17 protein-coding genes and 1 tRNA gene are annotated in these 17,024 nt (G+C 65.5%); 10 read left to right on the top strand and 8 right to left on the bottom strand.

All coding sequences use genetic code 11. The annotated features are described in order from the left end of the window. Positions 1-6 precede the first annotated feature (6 nt). The 5 genes from casB to C556_RS0101485 all read right to left on the bottom strand — a co-directional run bounded on the left by casB (position 7) and on the right by C556_RS0101485 (position 6,045). The gene (gene casB / locus C556_RS0101505) at positions 7-564 is read right to left on the bottom strand and encodes a type I-E CRISPR-associated protein Cse2/CasB (RefSeq protein ID WP_018746455.1); all 558 of its coding nucleotides are present in this window, start codon (positions 562-564) and stop codon (positions 7-9) included. Continuing rightward, on the bottom strand, positions 561-2,111 hold the full coding sequence (gene casA / locus C556_RS0101500) for a type I-E CRISPR-associated protein Cse1/CasA (protein ID WP_018746454.1): 1,551 nt from the start codon (positions 2,109-2,111) through the stop codon (positions 561-563). Before casA ends, casB begins: the two co-directional genes overlap by 4 nt. Next, complete coding sequence (locus C556_RS0101495) at positions 2,108-4,789, bottom strand: CRISPR-associated helicase/endonuclease Cas3 (RefSeq protein WP_040430131.1); 2,682 nt, start codon at positions 4,787-4,789, stop codon at positions 2,108-2,110. The genes casA and C556_RS0101495 overlap by 4 nt, the downstream gene beginning before the upstream one ends. 279 nt (positions 4,790-5,068) lie before the next feature. Beyond that, positions 5,069-5,144: transfer RNA gene (locus tag C556_RS0101490), tRNA-Met, on the bottom strand. A gap of 133 nt (positions 5,145-5,277) precedes the next feature. Further along, entirely contained in the window at positions 5,278-6,045 is a 768-nt protein-coding gene (locus tag C556_RS0101485; RefSeq protein ID WP_018746452.1) for a DUF2189 domain-containing protein, read from the bottom strand. Positions 6,046-6,304: 259 nt separating this feature from the next. Here C556_RS0101485 and coxB point away from each other — a divergent pair, with 259 nt between their 5' ends. From coxB to C556_RS0101455, 6 genes are all read left to right on the top strand, one after another. Beyond that, positions 6,305-7,381, top strand: coding sequence for a cytochrome c oxidase subunit II (gene coxB, locus C556_RS0101480; protein WP_245559203.1), 1,077 nt, complete (start codon positions 6,305-6,307; stop codon positions 7,379-7,381). A 9-nt stretch (positions 7,382-7,390) separates the two neighbouring features. Continuing rightward, on the top strand, positions 7,391-9,043 hold the full coding sequence (ctaD, locus tag C556_RS0101475) for a cytochrome c oxidase subunit I (RefSeq protein ID WP_018746450.1): 1,653 nt from the start codon (positions 7,391-7,393) through the stop codon (positions 9,041-9,043). A gap of 7 nt (positions 9,044-9,050) precedes the next feature. Beyond that, the gene (locus tag C556_RS23520) at positions 9,051-9,164 is read left to right on the top strand and encodes a cytochrome oxidase small assembly protein (protein WP_018746449.1); all 114 of its coding nucleotides are present in this window, start codon (positions 9,051-9,053) and stop codon (positions 9,162-9,164) included. Then, positions 9,161-9,709 carry a cytochrome c oxidase assembly protein gene (locus C556_RS0101465; RefSeq protein WP_018746448.1) on the top strand — a complete coding sequence of 183 codons (549 nt, stop codon included), beginning with the start codon at positions 9,161-9,163 and terminating at the stop codon, positions 9,707-9,709. Before C556_RS23520 ends, C556_RS0101465 begins: the two co-directional genes overlap by 4 nt. After that, on the top strand, positions 9,706-9,888 hold the full coding sequence (locus C556_RS18875) for a DUF2970 domain-containing protein (protein ID WP_018746447.1): 183 nt from the start codon (positions 9,706-9,708) through the stop codon (positions 9,886-9,888). Before C556_RS0101465 ends, C556_RS18875 begins: the two co-directional genes overlap by 4 nt. Positions 9,889-10,059: 171 nt before the next feature. Next, positions 10,060-10,938 (top strand): cytochrome c oxidase subunit 3, encoded by an 879-nt coding sequence (locus C556_RS0101455; RefSeq protein WP_018746446.1) that lies wholly within the window; start codon positions 10,060-10,062, stop codon positions 10,936-10,938. 91 nt (positions 10,939-11,029) lie between these two features. Here C556_RS0101455 and C556_RS0101450 read toward each other — a convergent pair whose 3' ends face one another. Further along, a complete protein-coding gene (locus C556_RS0101450; protein ID WP_018746445.1) occupies positions 11,030-11,227 on the bottom strand; it encodes a twin transmembrane helix small protein in 198 nt (65 codons plus the stop codon). On the opposite strand from C556_RS0101450, the gene C556_RS21300 reads away from it, so the two are divergent. The 4 genes from C556_RS21300 to cyoE are packed head-to-tail and all read left to right on the top strand — an operon-like array spanning position 11,226 to position 14,284. Next, positions 11,226-11,918 carry an SURF1 family protein gene (locus tag C556_RS21300; protein ID WP_157235693.1) on the top strand — a complete coding sequence of 231 codons (693 nt, stop codon included), beginning with the start codon at positions 11,226-11,228 and terminating at the stop codon, positions 11,916-11,918. The genes C556_RS0101450 and C556_RS21300 overlap by 2 nt on opposite strands. Further along, a complete protein-coding gene (locus C556_RS0101440; RefSeq protein ID WP_018746443.1) occupies positions 11,915-12,415 on the top strand; it encodes a redox-active disulfide-containing membrane protein in 501 nt (166 codons plus the stop codon). Before C556_RS21300 ends, C556_RS0101440 begins: the two co-directional genes overlap by 4 nt. After that, positions 12,412-13,431 carry a COX15/CtaA family protein gene (locus tag C556_RS0101435; protein WP_018746442.1) on the top strand — a complete coding sequence of 340 codons (1,020 nt, stop codon included), beginning with the start codon at positions 12,412-12,414 and terminating at the stop codon, positions 13,429-13,431. Before C556_RS0101440 ends, C556_RS0101435 begins: the two co-directional genes overlap by 4 nt. Continuing rightward, a complete protein-coding gene (gene cyoE, locus C556_RS0101430) occupies positions 13,388-14,284 on the top strand; it encodes a heme o synthase (RefSeq protein WP_018746441.1) in 897 nt (298 codons plus the stop codon). The genes C556_RS0101435 and cyoE overlap by 44 nt, the downstream gene beginning before the upstream one ends. 765 nt (positions 14,285-15,049) lie before the next feature. On the opposite strand, the gene C556_RS0101425 is transcribed toward cyoE, so the two are convergent. Further along, a complete protein-coding gene (locus tag C556_RS0101425) occupies positions 15,050-16,090 on the bottom strand; it encodes a sulfate/molybdate ABC transporter ATP-binding protein (protein ID WP_018746440.1) in 1,041 nt (346 codons plus the stop codon). A gap of 60 nt (positions 16,091-16,150) precedes the next feature. Then, a complete protein-coding gene (cysW, locus tag C556_RS0101420) occupies positions 16,151-17,023 on the bottom strand; it encodes a sulfate ABC transporter permease subunit CysW (RefSeq protein WP_018746439.1) in 873 nt (290 codons plus the stop codon). Position 17,024: the final 1 nt, after the last annotated feature.

The raw sequence follows: 17,024 nt of genomic DNA, 5'->3' as shown, positions 1-17,024 counted from the left end.
TTCCTCTCAAGCGTTTTCGGTATTGGATACGGGGGCCGGGACGTCGGTCTCGACGGTCAGCGCACGATAGAAATCCCTCGCCCAGCGGCGGCGCACGGTGTCGAGCCGATCGGCATCGGCACGGGGGTTCAGCCAGGTGCACAGGTCTTGGAGCAGGACGGCGTAATCCAGCGATACGTCATCGGCTGCCAGCAGGCTGATCGCCTGCCGCAGGTAGATCGCCACGTTCTCCGCGTCCGCACTCAGCAGTGCGATGAAACGCCGCTCGATGCTGCTGCTGTCGCGCTGCCGCATCAGGCCACCCAGTGCGGTGGCCAACGTCTGCGCGCCCTGGTGGGGGTGCAGGGCATACAACCCGGCCGTCAGATACAGCGCTAGGCGTTGCGCGTCCTGGGCGTGAGCGTCGGCTGCGATGAAGTACTCGACATAGGGATAGGCGGCGGGATAGCTGCCCGGGGGAAACCCCAGGCTGCGGCGCAGGATCGCCAAGGCACGGGCATCGCGTTGCTCCGGCCGGTTCAGCCGCTCCAGTTGCGCCACGAACTTCTGCGCGTAGTCACTCATTGCTGGGCCTCCTCAAGGGCGAAAAGTCTTTCCTGGTCGCCGCGCAGCGGTTTGAGCCGGCGCAGCAGGCGGGGATGAGCGCGCACTTCCGCCAGCAGGGCGCGGGACGACCGACCCAGCCCGGCGCACGCAGCCCGCCATGCCGCCTGCGCGGCATTCAGCAGGGCCTGGCTCCAGCAAGCATCCGCCTGCTCGATCTCGCCCTGGCTCAGCAGCGTCATCAGTCGCTCCAGCGTTCGTTCGGCGCTGGCAAAGTAGACGGCAGTTGCCGGACCGGCGTCGAACATGGCGCGCGCCCTGGCCCAGGTGTCCTTGTTGCCGGAGTCCGGCTGCAAATCGGCGTACATGCCGGTCGCGATCTTGCGCAGGTCGGTGAACAGATCTTCGGCCAGCCGGACTTGCATGCGCAGCAACTGGGCGCAGTCGGGCGAGGTCAACAGCGTGCTCGGCAGGAACAAGCGCTCGGCACGCCAACGCAACAACTTGGCTTGATCACTGGCAAGGCCCGCCACCAGCAACGGTTGCCCGGCCCGACCCAGCAGTTCGTTCAGATTGGTGGCAGTCCCCAGCACCGCGGCCGGCTTCGCCGCCTGGCCCGCCGCGTCCGGCAGCAGGGCCGGCAAATCGCGCCAGAAAACGCGCCCTTCGGTGAAGCTGAGCCGTACCGGACCGTTGGTCCCCATGCGATAACTGGCCATCGGGTCCGGGACCTGGGCGTCATCGGCCAGCGCCTCACCCGCGGCAAAACGTATCCATCGCACCTTGCCGTCGTCGTCGGGCTGTAGCAGCACGGCACGCGTGAGCCGGGTATAGCGATCGTTCGGGCCGGTGGCATGAGTGGGGTCGCCGCGCAATCGCGCGACGGTAAGTGGAGGGCGTTCCCAGGTGGGCGCGTCGTCGACGTCTGCGCCGGCGGGCGGGTGCAGGCCAAGGCACAAGGTCTGCATCAACGTTTCGCCCAGCGGCAGCACGGCGGCGGTGTTGGCCAGCGGACCAGCCTTGTCGGAATCGCGAAAGATCTTGACCAGGCCGCCTGGGGTAAATTGCAGAAAACCCAGCAGCGCGCGGATGGCCTGTGCCGCGTCGAGCGCCGACGGCTCGGCGTCGCAATGGTGGTCGAACACGACAGGGGTATTGCCATTGGCGCTGGCCAGCGAAATCTGGGTCCAGGGCTTGAGCTTGTCGCGGGTTTCGTCGGCCTGCGCCAGCGCGGCGACCTGCATGAACGGCTGTTGCGGGTGAAACAGCCAGAAGCGGTCACGCCAGCGTTCCAGGTAATCGGTGATCGTGGCAACCGGCAGCCCTTCGAGGAACCAGCGCTTGCGGTCGCTATCCTTCCAGCGGCCCTGCGAGGCGGTCAGCGCGCGGTGGACGATCGCCAGCAACAGTCGATGCTGCGCGATCAGGCTGGGCGGCGCGGTTTCCGCCAGCGCGGTGATGTCACCGGCACGCTGGAAGACCTCCAGTAGGCCGAGGTCACGAACCTGCCCGTCGCTCAACCGGACCGGCAGCCAGGGCTCATCGAGCAAGTTGAAAGCTATGTTCATTTCTCATCCTCGGATGCGGGTGCGTTCCGTTGGTAGATCAGGCCGAGTTCATCGTCCAGACAGACTGTCAGCTTGCCGATCTGCACGTTTCCATCCACCAGTCGCAGTGGTTTGAGATGGCGCAGCAACGGGTGTCCGGCAAAGGCCTCCGGGTTGTCGGCGGCCTGGAAGTGCCGGACCAGGTCGGGCCGGGAGGTCTTGATCTGGCGCGCGTAGAGCGCTTTGGCCAGGGCATCGGTGACGGGTTGTCGAGGATCGAAGACCTCGCCATCCATGATGACGCGCCAGCCTTCGGGCGTGTCGTGAACCGGCACCAGGGTGACCGAGTCGCCACCCAGGCGGGTGCGATTGGGCAGGCCGATGCCTTCTTCGCCCTCTTCGAAGCCGAAATGCTTGTTCAGATAGGCACTCTGGGGTTCGTCGGCAGGGTCGATGGCCACATGCGTCGCCAGTTGTCGCATTGCCTGCTGTTTGCCTTGATGGTCTTCGCTGGCCTTGCCGTCGATATACCGACGCGCGGCTTCCGGCACCTCATCCGGTAGCGGTACATCACCATAGACGGTCTGCACCAGACGATCGATGTCCCGTGGGAAATGCAGCTCGGCTTCGCCGCGAAGAAATGCCCACGTCCGGCCAAGGATGTAGGGGCTGTAGACGAACTCCCAGGCCGTGGTCCGCAAGTCGGGTAACTGCGCCGCCCCCAGGCCGGCGACATACAACCGAGCAACGCAATGGTCCTTAGGCCGTGCCCGTTGATGGCGATGCAGGCGGCCTGCCCGTTGCAGGAGCAGGTCGACCGGGGCCAGGTCGGTCAACATGACATCGGCATCAAAATCGAGTGATTGCTCCGCGACCTGGGTCGCGATCAGCAAGGCACGCTGGGGCCTTGTTCCTTGTGGGCCGAAGGCTTTCAGCACGGCCGTTTCGATCTCGCCGCGCTGGTCGGCGGGAAAGCGGGCGTGGAACAGCATGAGGACGGTTGAATCGTCCACGGACGATTGCAACATCCGATAAAGCGCCTGGGCGCGGTCCACGGTGTTGACGATGATGGCGCCACAGCCCTCCGATTCCAGATTGGTCAGCGCACAGGCCGCCAGACTGGCGAGGTCCTCGCCCACGGCACGCAACTCGATCGGGGCCAAAGGGCGCGATTCGCAGCTTGCACCGGAAATACCGCGGTCGTCGGCCAGCATCAGCCGGGGATACGGCTGCGCCGGAATGGCGGATTCGCCTATACCCCAAGCCCGCAGCAGCGCATTGCGCCGCGCCGCCGGCAGCGTGGCACTCATCAACACCACCGAACTACCCATCGCCTTGAGCCAGCGCAGCAGTTGCTCGATCAAGGTGCCGGTGTAGAGATCGTAAGCATGCACTTCGTCGAGGATGACGACCCGGTTGCCCAACCCCCAGAGCCGGACGAAGTGATGCTTGACGTTCAGCGCGGCAAACAATGCCTGATCGACCGTGCCAACACCATACGGCGACAGCAACGGGCGTCGGCGCTGGGAAAACCAGCTCGACGATGTGACATCTTCGCCGGGTGTGCCGGCGATGCCGCGCAGATGCGCTATCTGCTCGTTCAGTGCCGCCCCGCCGTGGACCAGCTGCACATCCAGCGGCGCGTCGGCGGCAAAGCTGCGCAAAAACGTAACCGCCCGCTGAAACAAGGCATTGCCGGTAGCCTGGGTCGGCATTGCGACGTACAGACCCCGATGCTGATTGGCCGCCTGCAGATACAGATGCGCCAGGAACGCCAGCTCGGTCTTGCCCTCGCCCATGGGGGCTTCGACCAGCAGCAGCGAAGGCCCCCGTCCCCCGGCCAGCAACTGTTCAGCCCGTTGCTGCAACGGACGCGCGGCAACGCCCTGCCGGCCGATGATGCGACCGATCAGCGTATCGAGCGGCAATGGTTCGGGCAGCAAGGTGCGGTAACGCGGCCACTCGACGGCATCCAACGCCGTGGCAGCGCGGCGTAGCGCGTCGGCATAGTAGTCGCCCAGATCGTCGCAACGCTCGCCGAGGGGAAACCAATCGGGATTGGAACCGATCCAGTCAGACACGCTGGTCAGCCCGGCCAGCCACTGTACTGCCGGTAACGATAGTTCCTCGACGTTAGGCACGCCTTGCGGGGCCAAGAATGCGAAATACGCGTCGAATAGCCCTTGCCGCGCTTCACTCCACCCGCGACCTTCGTTGACCGGCCGGGCTTCGTTGATCTGGGATTGGGTGAAGTTGTACCCGTGATGGGCGCTGATGGCCTGGAGAACGTGCCGGAGCCAAGCGGCATCGGCTACTTCACGTCGGCCCAACAATGGATTGAGCAACGCCGCACTGGCGGGAGCATGCTGAGTCATCGCAGCCGAAAACTTGTCGGCAACCAACCCCAGCAGTTGCAGGCATTGCCAGCCTTCAAGCCACTTGAGCTGAAACCCGGGAATGCTCTTGCCGAAATCGTGCAAGCCGATCAGGAACGCAATCCAGCGCACGACTTGCGCTGGCGGCAGGCCCAATTCACGGGCGATCCAGCAACGGGAGCTTTCCGGCTCGCGCGCCAGAATGGTCTCGACCACAGCAGCCACGTCGAGCATGTGCGCCAGCAGTCCGTGGCCAAAACCCTCGCCACTCTTGGCCCAGATCCTGCGGATCGCACCTGCGAGAACAGAAAATGAAAGCGCCACCCCCTCCCCCTGACCCACTTTTTGTCTTCAGCCCAGGCATACCGGACTGGATGTATATGGAATACATACAAGATAAGTAGGAATTCAAAAAGGACAAAGCAAAATTCAATGACCGAAGTCAAGCTTCATGCTTTGTAATAAATTCAGGAACGGAAGGGGTATCACGACCGCTGCCAACAGGTCGATACGGTGAGGCTGCCTAGCGGCAGGAAGCGGGCCAGGATGGCGGCCCAAAGCAAAACCCCCGATCGACGGAAACCGGATCGGGGGTTTGGTATTTGGTTGCGGGAGCAGGACTCGAACCTGCGACCTTCGGGTTATGAGCCCGACGAGCTGCCAACTGCTCCATCCCGCGACAGAGAAGAAGGATAGTAACGGCCTTCTCTGGCGCGGTCAAGACTTATCTCTATTTACCTGACAACAGCGGCGCCCATCCGGCGCGGACGAGTGCTCGTCCGGCCGGCTGGCTTACACGTTTTCGCCCACCTTCAGGCCACCAGTTCCTTGTAGGCGATCCAGGTGGCGTGGCCCAGCACCGGGAAGATCACGATCAGGCCCAGCAGGCCGGTGGCGAAGCCGACGGCGGTCAGGGCGACGATCAAGGCGGCCCACAACAGCATCGGCGCAATGTTCTCGGCCACGGCGCGCAGGCTGGTCATCATCGCGGTGACGGCATCCACTTCGCGGTCGGCCAGCATCGGGATCGATACGGCGGTGACGGCGAACACCACCAGCGCCAGCACGGCGCCGGTCAGCACCCAGGCGATGGAGAAACCGAGGTACTCGCCCGCCAGCGAGCGCAGGAAGTCGTGCAGCGTGCCCACTTCGCCGCCATAGAACAGGGCGAACATGATGGCGGAGACGCGCTCCCAGCCGATGGCGATCATGCCCAGGATCACGCCGAAGAAGGCGATCTGGCTGAGGTTGCGCATGTAGTCGCGTACCGATTGCAGGAACGACACGGGCTTGCCCTGCTCGCGCGCGCTGGTCAGTTCATAGATGCCTGCCGCCACGATGGGCGACAGCAGCAGGAAGCCGGTGACACAGGTGGTGAAGAACAACGGGTAGTTGTAGGCCAGCAGCAACGAGATCCAGCCGGCAACGGCCACCACCAGCCCCCACGCCAGACTGGGTGCGGGATGTGCTGTGAATTCCTGCCAACCGAGGCGAATCCACGCAAAAGGTCTGCCAAATGCCACCTTGCGGGTCTGCGGCAAGGTGAAATGGTGATCCAGGCTATCGATGTGCAAGTCCATGTTTGTCCTCCTCTTATGCGCAGGCATAACTGCCCGCTTGTAGCGTTCGGTTTAGTCAAACATGCTCCAAATATGTGCAAAAAACCGACAGACGGACGTACATTTATCCCGTTGTCCTTGCCTGATGCGGGTTTTTTCCTAAATATGGTTGGACAAAAAAAGCAGAAGAACAGCCGTGCGCTGCAATGGCGCATCGGTATACCTAGACCAGTGGAGGTTCAGAATGCGGTTTTCGCGCGCGTGCGCACTCGCAGCGTTTTTGCCTGCCTGTAGTTTCGCCACCATCGATGGAAGATATAACTTCCAGACTCCCCAAACCCTGATCGCTCACGACATCAACAACCTGCACGCCTGGATCATGGGCGTGATCGCGGTGATCTTCGTCGCCGTGTTCGGCGTGATGTTCTATTCGATCTTCAAGCACCGAAAATCCTCCGGGCACTCGGCGCGCCACTTCCACGAGAACACCACGGTGGAAATCCTGTGGACGCTGATCCCGGCGCTGATCCTGGTGGTGATGGCCTGGCCCGCCGCCAAGGTGGTGCTGGCGCAGAAGGACACGCGCGATGCCGAGGTGACGATCAAGGCCACCGGCTACCAGTGGTTCTGGGGTTACGACTATCTGGATTACGGCTTCGGCTACAAGAGCAAGCTGGCCACGCCGCGCGACCAGATCGAGAACTACAAGGACAAGGGCCAGGCCAAGGGCGAGCACTATCTATTGGAAGTGACCGAGCCGCTGGTGGTGCCGGTGGGCACCAAGGTGCGCGTGCTGACCACTTCCAACGACGTGATCCACTCCTGGGGCATGCCGGCGTTCGGCGTGAAGCAGGATGCGATTCCCGGCTTCATCCGCGATACCTGGTTCAAGGCCGACCGCGTCGGCACCTTCCGCGGGCAGTGCGTGGAGTTGTGCGGGCGCGATCACGGCTTCATGCCGATCGTGATCAGCGTGGTGTCCAAGGACGACTTCAAGACCTGGGTCGACAAGAAGCAGAAGGACGCCAAGGCCGCTGCGGACGATCCGAACAAGGTCTGGAAGCTGGACGAGATGATCGCGCGCGGCAAGACGGTGTACGACGCCAACTGCGCGGCCTGCCACAAGGCGGATGGTGCTGGCGGCGGTCCGTTCCCGGCACTGGCGGGCTCGAAGATCGCCAACGGGCCCATCGCCGGCCACCTCGACATCGTGCTGCACGGCAAGGGCGCGATGCCGTCCTGGCAGGGCTTGTCCGATACCGAGATCGCCGCGGTGATCACCTATGAACGTCACTCCTTCGGCAACAAGATGACCGACATGTTGCAACCGAAGGATGTGAAGGCCGCACGGAAGTAAGGACCGATCATGAGCACAACTGCCAATCCGACCATCGACCTCGGCGCCGGCCACCACGACCACGCGCATGACCACGATCACGACCATCACACGCTGACCGGCTGGCGGCGCTGGGTCTACGCCACCAACCACAAGGACATCGGCACGCTGTACCTGTGGTTCTCGTTCGCCATGTTCATCACCGGCGGCCTGATGGCGCTGGGCATCCGCGCCGAGCTGTTCACGCCGGGGCTGCAATTCTGGCAACCGGAGTTCTTCAACCAGCTGACCACGCTGCACGGCGTGATCATGGTGTTCGGCGCCATCATGCCGGCATTCACCGGACTGGCGAACTGGATGCTGCCGCTGATGCTGGGCGCGCCCGACATGGCGTTCGCGCGGATGAACAACTGGAGCTTCTGGCTGCTGCCGCCGGCGGCGCTGCTGCTGATCATCTCGCTGTTCGTGCCGGGCGGCGCGGCGGCCGGCGGCTGGACGCTCTATCCGCCGCTGTCGCTGCAGTTCGGCATGGGCATGGATCTGGCGATCTTCGCCATCCACCTGCTCGGCATCTCGTCGATCATGGGCTCGATCAACATCATCACCACCATCCTCAACATGCGCGCGCCGGGCATGACGCTGATGAAGATGCCGATGTTCGCCTGGACCGCGCTGATCACCAACTACCTGCTGGTGGCGGTGGCCCCGGTGCTGGCCGGCGCGGTGACCATGCTGCTGACCGACCGCCACTTCGGCACCCACTTCTTCAAGGCGGTGGGCGGCGGCGACCCGGTGCTGTTCCAGCACATCTTCTGGTTCTTCGGCCACCCCGAGGTGTACATCATGGCGCTGCCGGCGTTCGGCGTGGTCAGCCAGATCATCCCCACCTTTGCCCGCAAGCCGCTGTTCGGCTACCACTCGATGGTCTACGCCACCGCGTCGATCGCCATCCTGTCGTTCATGGTGTGGGCGCACCATATGTTCTCGGTGGGCATGCCCGCCACCGCGCAGCTGTTCTTCATGTTCATGACCATGCTGATCGCGGTGCCGACCGGGGTGAAGGTATTCAACTGGATCGCCACCATGTGGCAGGGCTCGATGAGCTTCGAGACGCCGATGCTGTTCGCGGTGGGCTTCGTCTGCCTGTTCACCGTCGGCGGCTTCTCGGGTCTGGTGCTGTCGATCGCCCCGGTGGATACCCAGATGCACGACACCTACTACGTGGTGGCGCACTTCCACTACGTGCTGGTGGCGGGCGCGCTGTTCAGCCTGTTTGGCGCGGTGTACTACTGGCTGCCCAAGTGGACCGGCAACATGTACAGCGAGCGTGCCGGCAAGTTCCACTTCTGGTGGTCGATGGTGTGGTTCAACGTCACCTTCTTCCCGATGCACTTCCTGGGCCTGGCCGGCATGCCGCGCCGCATTCCGGATTACCCCTTGCAGTTCACCGACTTCAACGCCATCGCGTCGGTCGGCGCATTCTGCTTCGGCCTGGGTCAGTTGTTCTTCCTCTACAACGTGATCCACACCATCCGCGGCGGCGTCGGCAAGGCGCCCGCCAACCCGTGGGATTCGCCGACGCTGGAATGGGAAGTGCCGTCGCCGGCGCCGCACCATACCTGGGAAACCCCGCCGGACGAGGCGCTGGTGAAGAAGGGCCTGGCCGCCCAGGCACTGGAGTGACGCAGCCATGACCGGACAACCGCCCCGTCGCAGCAACCTGCGCACCGCGCTGGTGATCGGCAGCATCGCGCTGGCGTTCTTCCTCGGCATCATCGTCAAGCAGTACCTGCTCAGCCAATGACCGCCGCGACGCTCGCCCTCACCCAACAGCGCGCCAACCGCCGGCTTGCGATCAAGCTGGCGGTGGTGGCAGCCCTGATGGTGGGTTTCGCCTATGGGATGGTGCCGTTCTACAACGTGTTCTGCGAAGCGCTGGGTGTGGATCGGGCCCGGCCGGAGCTGGCCGACACCCATGCCGCGGCAATGCGGGTGGAGTTCGACAGCAACGTCGCCGCCGGCCTGCCGGCGCGGCTGACCGCGCTGGAGCCGGTGACGGCGGGGCGCGCCGGGGGGCTGATCAAGGCGAAGTTCCGCCTGGAAAACCTCAGCGACGCGCCGCTGGGCATCCGCGCGGTGCCCAGCTACGCGCCGGAACGCGCCGGGCGCTTCCTGCAGAAGCTGGAGTGCTTCTGCTTCAACGCGCTGACGCTGGCGCCGCGCGAAACCCGCGAGGTGACGGTGGTGCTGCTGGTGGAGGCGGACATGCCGCCCGAGCTGGGCGCGGTGACGCTGTCGTACATGCTGTATCCGCTCGAGGAAAACCCACACGGGGAGGGCAAGGCATGAGTCTGCTGTCCACGGTCAAGGCGGTGCTGTCCGGTTTCGTCGGCATCCGCAGCAGCAAGGAAACCGAACGCGCCAACCTCAAGCCGGCCCAGGTGATCGTCACCGGCCTGGTGCTGGCGCTGTTGATCGCACTGGGGATCTTCACGCTGGTGCGGCTGCTGGTAAGCAGCCAGGGCTGAGCCGAATACATAACAAAACAAATCTTGAAACACAGAAGGCGCAGAGAACACCGAGCCACACAGAGAACCCCGAAAGCGTTCCAGGGGTTATCTCGAATTTCTCCGTGATCCTCTGTGTTCTTCGTGTCCTCTGTGGTTCAAGACTTTGAATTTGAATACCTGGAGAAGAGCATGAATGTCGAGAACGGCGTCCACGACGCGCATTATTTTGTCCCCGCGCCCAGCAAATGGCCGCTGGTGGGTTCGATCTCCCTGTTCTGTCTGGCGCTGGGTGCCGCGTTCTGGATGAACAGCGTCGCCGCCGGCCCCTACATCCTGGCGCTGGGCTTCGCCATCCTGTTGTGGATGCTGTTCGGCTGGTTCGGCGACGTGATCCGCGAATCGGTACACGGCGACTACGGCAAGCAGGTGGACTACTCGTTCCGCTGGGGCATGAGCTGGTTCATCTTCTCCGAGGTGATGTTCTTCAGCGCGTTCTTCGGCGCGTTGTTCTACATGCGGGTGCTGTCGGTGCCCGAGCTGGGCTTCGGCGTCGGCTACCACGCCGAGACCCACGGCCTGCTGTGGCCGATGTTCAACGAAGCGTGGCCGATGGCCTCCGGCCCCAAGGTCGACGCCTACGAGGCGATGTCCGCCTGGGGCATCCCGGCGATCAACACCGCGCTGCTGCTGACCTCCGGCGCCACGCTCACCTGGGCGCACTGGGGCCTGATCGAGAACAAGCGCGGCAAGCTCAAGCTGGGCCTGGCGGCGACCGTGCTGCTGGGCGCGATCTTCCTGTGCCTGCAAGCCTACGAGTATCACCACGCCTGGGGCGAACTGGGCCTGAAGCTGTCGTCGGGCGCGTATGGCGCCACCTTCTACATGCTGACCGGCTTTCACGGCATGCACGTGCTGGTGGGCGCGATCATGCTGACCACCATGCTGGTGCGCGTGCTGCGCGGCCACTTCGACCAGCACCACCACTTCGGCTTCGAGGCCGCGGCGTGGTACTGGCACTTCGTGGACGTGGTGTGGCTGATCCTGTTCGTGTTCGTGTATTGCGTGTGAAGACGTGAAGGGTGAGGCGGGAGGAGTGAGGGGTGAGGTGTCACCCCCGCTCCATATCAACGGGTTGGTCCACTGAACCGAAAGCTGTGCCTCAAATCCCGTGCGGTGCCAACCACCCCATTTTCACCGCCACCAGCAGCAACAGGAACAACACGATCGACAACGCCACGCGCCAGGTCAGCGAGCGCACCAGTTGCGGGGAGCCGGATGGGCCCTTCACCAGTTGCAGCATGGCGCGGCCCAGCATGGCGATGATCACGACCAGCAGGATGATGGCAACAACTTTCATGTCGGCTCCTTTTTCATCGAACCGTAGCATAACCCAGGGTAATCACCGGCGACGCCTGGCCCTGCTCGGGCTGGCCGCGCTGGTGCTGCTGACGGTGGCGCTGGGGGCCTGGCAGTTCTCGCGCGCGCTGGGCAAGCGCGCGCTGGCCGCCGCCTACGCCCAGGCGCTGGCGCAACCGCCGCTGGTGTGGCGCGGCGGGCAGGCCCCCGACGAATTCCATCGCGTGCGCCTCGCCGGCCAGTGGCTGCCGGCCGACGAACTGCGGCTGGACCAGCGCATCGCCAACGGCCGGGTCGGCGTCGAGATCGTCACCCCGTTCCGCCTGAATGACGGCGCGGTGGTGCTGGTCAACCGCGGCTGGCTGCCGGCCGACGCCGCCGTGCCCGCCCCGGCCGGCAGCGACGTCGAACTGGCGCGCTGGCCGCGCTTCTTCGAACTGGCCGCCACGCCGCCGGTGGGCAACCTGTTCCAGAACATCGACCCGGCGCGCTATGCCGCCTGGCGCGGCGGCGCCGAGCCGGTGGCCTACGCCCGCGCCCTCGGCGCGCAGCCGCCGTTCGTGCGCGAATCCGGCCCGCCGGGCCTGCCGCCCGAGCGCCACCTCGCCTATGCCGCCACCTGGTGGGGCATGAGCCTGATCGGCGTACTGCTGTGGGTCCGCTTCTACCGTTCCTCCGGAGTCCGCGCATGACCACGCCCGACCCCCGCCGCAAGGGCCGCAATACCCTGCTGCTGATGTTCGGCCTCGCCCTGGTGCCCATCCTCGCCGCGCAGGCGGTCTACCACTGGTGGCGTCCGGCCGGCGGCGCCAGCTACGGCCAGATGCTGCTGACGCCCGACACCCTCGCCAGCGCGCCGCAATGGCGGCTGCTGGCGCACGACCCCGCCGGCTGCACCGCGCTGCAAGGCGACCTGACCTTCGCCGCGCGCCAGTTCACCGTCGGGCAGGGGCGCGAAGCCGACCGCATGCGTTACGGCGCCAGCCGCGCCTGCCCCAACCCGCGCGTCGCCGACGCCGGCCTGGAAACGCCGCGCCAGCCGCTGCCCGGCGCCGGGCTGTACCTGATCGACCCGCACGGCAACGCCGTGGTGCGCTACGCGCCGCAGCAACTGGACGACATCGACGGCCGCCGCCGCGTGATGAGCGAGATCGGCAAGTTCCTCAAGAACAACAAGGGGCTGGGATGAGCCAACGTACACTGCAACGCCTGCTGTGGTTCACCGTGGGCTGGACTCTGGTGCTGGTGATGCTCGGCGCCTACGTGCGGCTGGAGGACGCCGGCCTGGGCTGTCCGGACTGGCCCGGCTGCTACGGCCGCCTCACCGCGCCGGACAGCCACCACGAGATCGCCCATGCCGAGCAGCACTACGGCGGCGAAGTCGATCCGGCCAAGGGCTGGAAGGAAATGATCCACCGCTATGTCGCCGGCGGGCTGGGCCTGCTGCTGCTCGGCCAGACCGCGCTGCTGTGGCGCCGCCGCGCCGCGTTGCGCATGCCGGCGCTGCTGGTGGTCGCGCCGATCTGCGTGGTGATCTTCCAGGCCCTGCTGGGCATGTGGACAGTCACGTTGAAACTGATGCCCGGCGTGGTCACCTCGCACCTGCTGGGCGGGATGACCATGCTGGCGCTGGTCGCCGCCCAGGCCGCGCGCGCCAGCCCCGGACGGCTGCCGCTGGATGGCGCACTGCGCATCAGCGCCTGGATCGTACTGGCGGTAGTGGCGTTGCAGATCGCGCTGGGTGGCTGGGTATCCACCAACTACGCCGCGCTGGCCTGCGACGGCTTCCCCGCCTGCCGCGGCAACTACCACCTGCCCGACGACTGGCAGGTGGGCTTTCACCCGCTGCGCGAACTGGGGCTGACCATCGACGGCGTGGCGCTCGACATCGACCACCTCGCCGCCATCCACTGGATCCACCGGCTGTGGGCGGTGGCGGTGGTGATCGCCGTCGGCCTGCTGGCGCTGACGCTGCTGCGCCGTGGCCGCCGCGCCGGCGCCTGGCTGCTGGGCGCGCTGGCGTTGCAGATCGGCCTGGGCATCGCCAACGTGCTGCTGGGCCTGCCGCTGCCGCTGGCGGTGGCGCACAACGGCGGCGCCGCGCTGCTTTTGCTGTTACTGGTCGGGTTGCTCGCCCGTGCCCGACAAGGAGAAACCGTTCATGTTCAAGCCTCTGTACGCCCAGTATTCTCCACGGCTCGCTGACCTGTGGGCCCTGGGCAAGCCCAGGGTGGTGTCGCTGATCGTATTCTGCGCCGCAGTGGGCGCGGCCATGGCCGGCCCGTCGCTGGAGACCTTGCCCGACGTGCTGGCCTCGCTGCTCGGCGTGGCGCTGGTGGCAATGGGCGCCGCCGCGGTCAACTGCCTGGTCGAGCGTAACCGCGACGCCGCGATGCGCCGCACCCAGGGCCGCCCGCTGGTGCGCGGCAGCGTCACCGTCGCCGACGCCGCGCTCTACGCCGCGCTGCTGACGTTGAGCGGGCTGTGGCTGCTGGCCAGCTTCGGCAACCTGCTGGCCTGTGCGCTGACCCTGGCGACGTTCTTCGGCTACGCCGTGGTCTACACCCGCTGGCTCAAGCCGGCCACGCCGCAGAACATCGTGATCGGCGGCGCCGCCGGCGCCATGCCGCCGGTGCTGGGCTGGGCCGCCGTCAGCGGCACGGTATCGCCCGAGGCGGCGGTGATGTTCCTGCTGATCTACACCTGGACCCCGCCGCATTTCTGGGCGCTGGCGCTGTATCGCCACCTGGACTACGAAAAGGCCGGCCTGCCGATGCTGCCGGTCACCCACGGCGCGGCGTTCACCCGGCAGACCATCCTGCTGTATGCGGTGATGCTGGCGGCGGTGTGTGTGCTGCCGTTCGTGATCGGCATGAGCGGCTGGCTCTATCTGGCGGTGGCGGCGTGGTTCAACGCCGGCTTCGTCTGGCGGAGCTGGAAGCTGTACCGCAGCGGCGACGAGGCCATCGCCCGCGATCTGTTCCGGTATTCGATCAAGTATCTGGCTTGGGTGTTCGGGGCGTTGATTCTGGATCGGGTGGTGTTTGCGATCTGGTAAGCGGGTTTGGCTGCGGGGCGGCAGGCGGCGGTTGCAACTGCAACAGCAACCACAACGGCTTTAACCGCCGAGCGCCTGCGGCGCGATTGATTGATGCCCTTCGCGACCGGGCGGGCCGGTTCATTTCTTTTGCTTCTCCAAAAGAAACGAACCAAAGAAAAGGAGCCCCGCGTCTGCGCCCCTCCGGGGTTCCCTGCGTCGGTCGCGAGCCTAGGGTCTCGCTCCCTCCTCGGCGCCACGTAACGGGAGGAACCCCCGTTGGGTGCGGCGGGAAGCGGGAAAAAGCAAACACCCGCTTGTACTTTTGGGTCAGCAAGAGGCGCGCGCGCGTCTGCTGGCCGTCGCACACGTCACCCCTCGCCTTCAAGGCGAGGGGCCGGGGGAGTGGATGGTCTGCCCGGGGCCCCTCAGCAGCGCCGAGTAGAGGACAAGCGGGGCGGGAATTCGGCGAGGACTGTCTGAGGGCGCGCAGCGCCCGAGTTCCGCAGCCGCCGCCTCGATTGTCCGGCGCGAGGGTACCCCGAAGGGGCGCGTATGCGGGGCGGCCTTTTCTTTGGTTCGTTTCTTTTGGCCGTGCAAAAGAAATGAACCCGCCCGCACGGCGGTAGAGGGCGTCAATCCACCGCGCCGCAGGCGCTAGGCGGTTAAAAGCCTTTGAAGTTGAAGTTGAAGTTGAAGTTGAAGTTGAAGTTGAAGTTGAAGTTGCAGCAGCAATTGCCGCCCCCAACAAAAAAAGGAGCCTGAACCGGCTCCTTTTCCCCCAAATCACCCCGCGTAAACCCTAGCCTCCCGCGGACTCAACCACACCGCCTCGCCCACGCTCCAGCGCCCTTCCGTATACCGCTCGCGGGTCAGTTCGACTTCCACCGGATCGCCAGCGGCGACATTCACCTCCAGCCGCACCGTGGCGCCCAGCAGACGCACGTGGGTGATCACCCCGGCCAGGGCCTTGTCGGTGGCGATGCGCTGGATGTCGATCTCGTGCGGGCGCACGTAGATCACCGCCTTGTCGCCGGCCTCGGGCGCGGCGAAGCGGGTGCCGCCCACTTCGGCCCAGCCTTCGTGCACCCGGCTGTGGAACAGGTTCACGTCGCCCAGGAACTGGTACACGAACGGCGTGGCCGGCTGGTCGTACACCTGCTCCGGAGTGCCGGTCTGCTCGATGCGGCCCTTGTTCATCACCACCACGCGGTCGGCCACTTCCAGCGCTTCCTCCTGGTCGTGGGTGACGAACACGCTGGTGATGTGCATTTCGTCGTGCAGCCGGCGCAGCCAGCGGCGCAGTTCCTTGCGCACCTTGGTGTCGAGCGCGCCGAACGGTTCGTCCAGCAGCAGCACGCGCGGCTCGACCGCCAGCGCGCGGGCCAGGGCGATGCGCTGGCGCTGGCCGCCGGACAATTGCGCCGGATAGCGGTCGGCCAGCCAGTCCAGCTGCACCAGCTCCAGCAGGGTGTGCACCTTCTGCTTGATCGCCGCGTCGGTGGGCCGGGTGTGCTTGGGGCGCACCCGCAGGCCGAACGCCACGTTCTCGAACACGGTCATGTGGCGGAACAGTGCGTAGTGCTGGAACACGAAGCCCACCTGGCGCTCGCGCACGTGGGTATCGGTGGCGTCCTCGCCGTGGAACAGGATGCTGCCGCGGTCGGGCGTCTCCAGCCCGGCGATGATGCGCAGCAGCGTGGTCTTGCCGCAGCCGGACGGGCCGAGCAGCGCCAGCAGTTCGCCGGTCTGGATGTCCAGGTTAATGTCGTCCAGCGCCACGAAATCGCCGAACCGCTTGTTGATCTGTCTGACTTCGATACTCATCGCTTTCTCCGGCGGGGCGCGTGCCCCGGCGTCACTGTCTTCAATGGGAGGGGGACCGCGTCACTCGACGGCCTGGCGGCGGTCTTCGGCGGCCTGCCGCGCGGCGGCCCACTCGACGTAGCTCTTGGCCGCCAGCGTCACCAGGGCCAGCAGCGCCAGCATCGAGGCGCAGGCAAAGGCGGCGACGAAGTTGTACTCGTTGTAGAGAATCTCCACGTGCAGCGGGATGGTGTTGGTCATGCCGCGGATATGCCCGGACACCACCGACACCGCGCCGAATTCGCCCATGGCGCGGGCATTGGCCAGGATCACGCCGTACAAGAGGCCCCACTTGATGTTGGGCAGCGTGACGCGCCAGAAGGTCTGCCAGCCCGACGCGCCCAGCACCAGCGCGGCCTGTTCCTCCTCGCTGCCCTGGGCTTCCATCAGCGGGATCAGCTCGCGGGCGACGAAGGGAAAGGTGACGAACACGGTGGCGAGCACGATGCCCGGCACGGCGAAGATGATCTTGATGTCGTGCTCGGCCAGCCACGGTCCCCACCAGCCCTGCGCGCCGAACAGCAGCACGTAGATCAGGCCGGCGACCACCGGCGACACCGAGAACGGCAGGTCGATCAGGGTGATCAGGAAGCTCTTGCCCTTGAAGTCGAACTTGGCGATGGCCCAGGCGGCGGCCACGCCGAACACCAGGTTGAGCGGCACGGCGACCAGCGCGGTGAGCAGGGTGAGCTTGATCGCGGCCAGCGCGTCCGGCTCGATCAGCGCCGCCAGGTAGAGCTGCCAGCCTTGCTTGAAGGCTTCGGCGAACACCGATACCAGCGGGATCACCAGGAACAGCGCGACGAACAGCAGCGCGATCGCGGTCAGCAGCCAGCGCACCAGCGGGGATTCGGTGGTGACGATGGAGCGGGGGGCATTCTGAGTGCCGGCCATG

The organism is Chitiniphilus shinanonensis DSM 23277 (assembly GCF_000374805.1).
In the GTDB taxonomy this organism is placed as follows: Bacteria; Pseudomonadota; Gammaproteobacteria; order Burkholderiales; family Chitinibacteraceae; genus Chitiniphilus; species Chitiniphilus shinanonensis.
Note: the sequence above shows the minus strand (reverse complement) of the source record. Positions and strands in the feature narration are given on the sequence as shown.

Coding starts and splice junctions, on each gene's coding strand:
- casB (WP_018746455.1), bottom strand. CDS start 564: ATGAGTGACTACGCGCAGAAGTTCGTGGCGCAACTGGAGCGGCTGAAC.
- C556_RS21300 (WP_157235693.1), top strand. CDS start 11,226: ATGTCGGCTCCTTTTTCATCGAACCGTAGCATAACCCAGGGTAATCAC.
- C556_RS0101455 (WP_018746446.1), top strand. CDS start 10,060: ATGAATGTCGAGAACGGCGTCCACGACGCGCATTATTTTGTCCCCGCG.
- cysW (WP_018746439.1), bottom strand. CDS start 17,023: ATGGCCGGCACTCAGAATGCCCCCCGCTCCATCGTCACCACCGAATCC.
- C556_RS18875 (WP_018746447.1), top strand. CDS start 9,706: ATGAGTCTGCTGTCCACGGTCAAGGCGGTGCTGTCCGGTTTCGTCGGC.
- C556_RS0101485 (WP_018746452.1), bottom strand. CDS start 6,045: ATGGACTTGCACATCGATAGCCTGGATCACCATTTCACCTTGCCGCAG.
- C556_RS0101465 (WP_018746448.1), top strand. CDS start 9,161: ATGACCGCCGCGACGCTCGCCCTCACCCAACAGCGCGCCAACCGCCGG.
- C556_RS0101425 (WP_018746440.1), bottom strand. CDS start 16,090: ATGAGTATCGAAGTCAGACAGATCAACAAGCGGTTCGGCGATTTCGTG.
- casA (WP_018746454.1), bottom strand. CDS start 2,111: ATGAACATAGCTTTCAACTTGCTCGATGAGCCCTGGCTGCCGGTCCGG.
- C556_RS0101450 (WP_018746445.1), bottom strand. CDS start 11,227: ATGAAAGTTGTTGCCATCATCCTGCTGGTCGTGATCATCGCCATGCTG.
- ctaD (WP_018746450.1), top strand. CDS start 7,391: ATGAGCACAACTGCCAATCCGACCATCGACCTCGGCGCCGGCCACCAC.
- C556_RS23520 (WP_018746449.1), top strand. CDS start 9,051: ATGACCGGACAACCGCCCCGTCGCAGCAACCTGCGCACCGCGCTGGTG.
- cyoE (WP_018746441.1), top strand. CDS start 13,388: ATGTTCAAGCCTCTGTACGCCCAGTATTCTCCACGGCTCGCTGACCTG.
- C556_RS0101435 (WP_018746442.1), top strand. CDS start 12,412: ATGAGCCAACGTACACTGCAACGCCTGCTGTGGTTCACCGTGGGCTGG.
- C556_RS0101440 (WP_018746443.1), top strand. CDS start 11,915: ATGACCACGCCCGACCCCCGCCGCAAGGGCCGCAATACCCTGCTGCTG.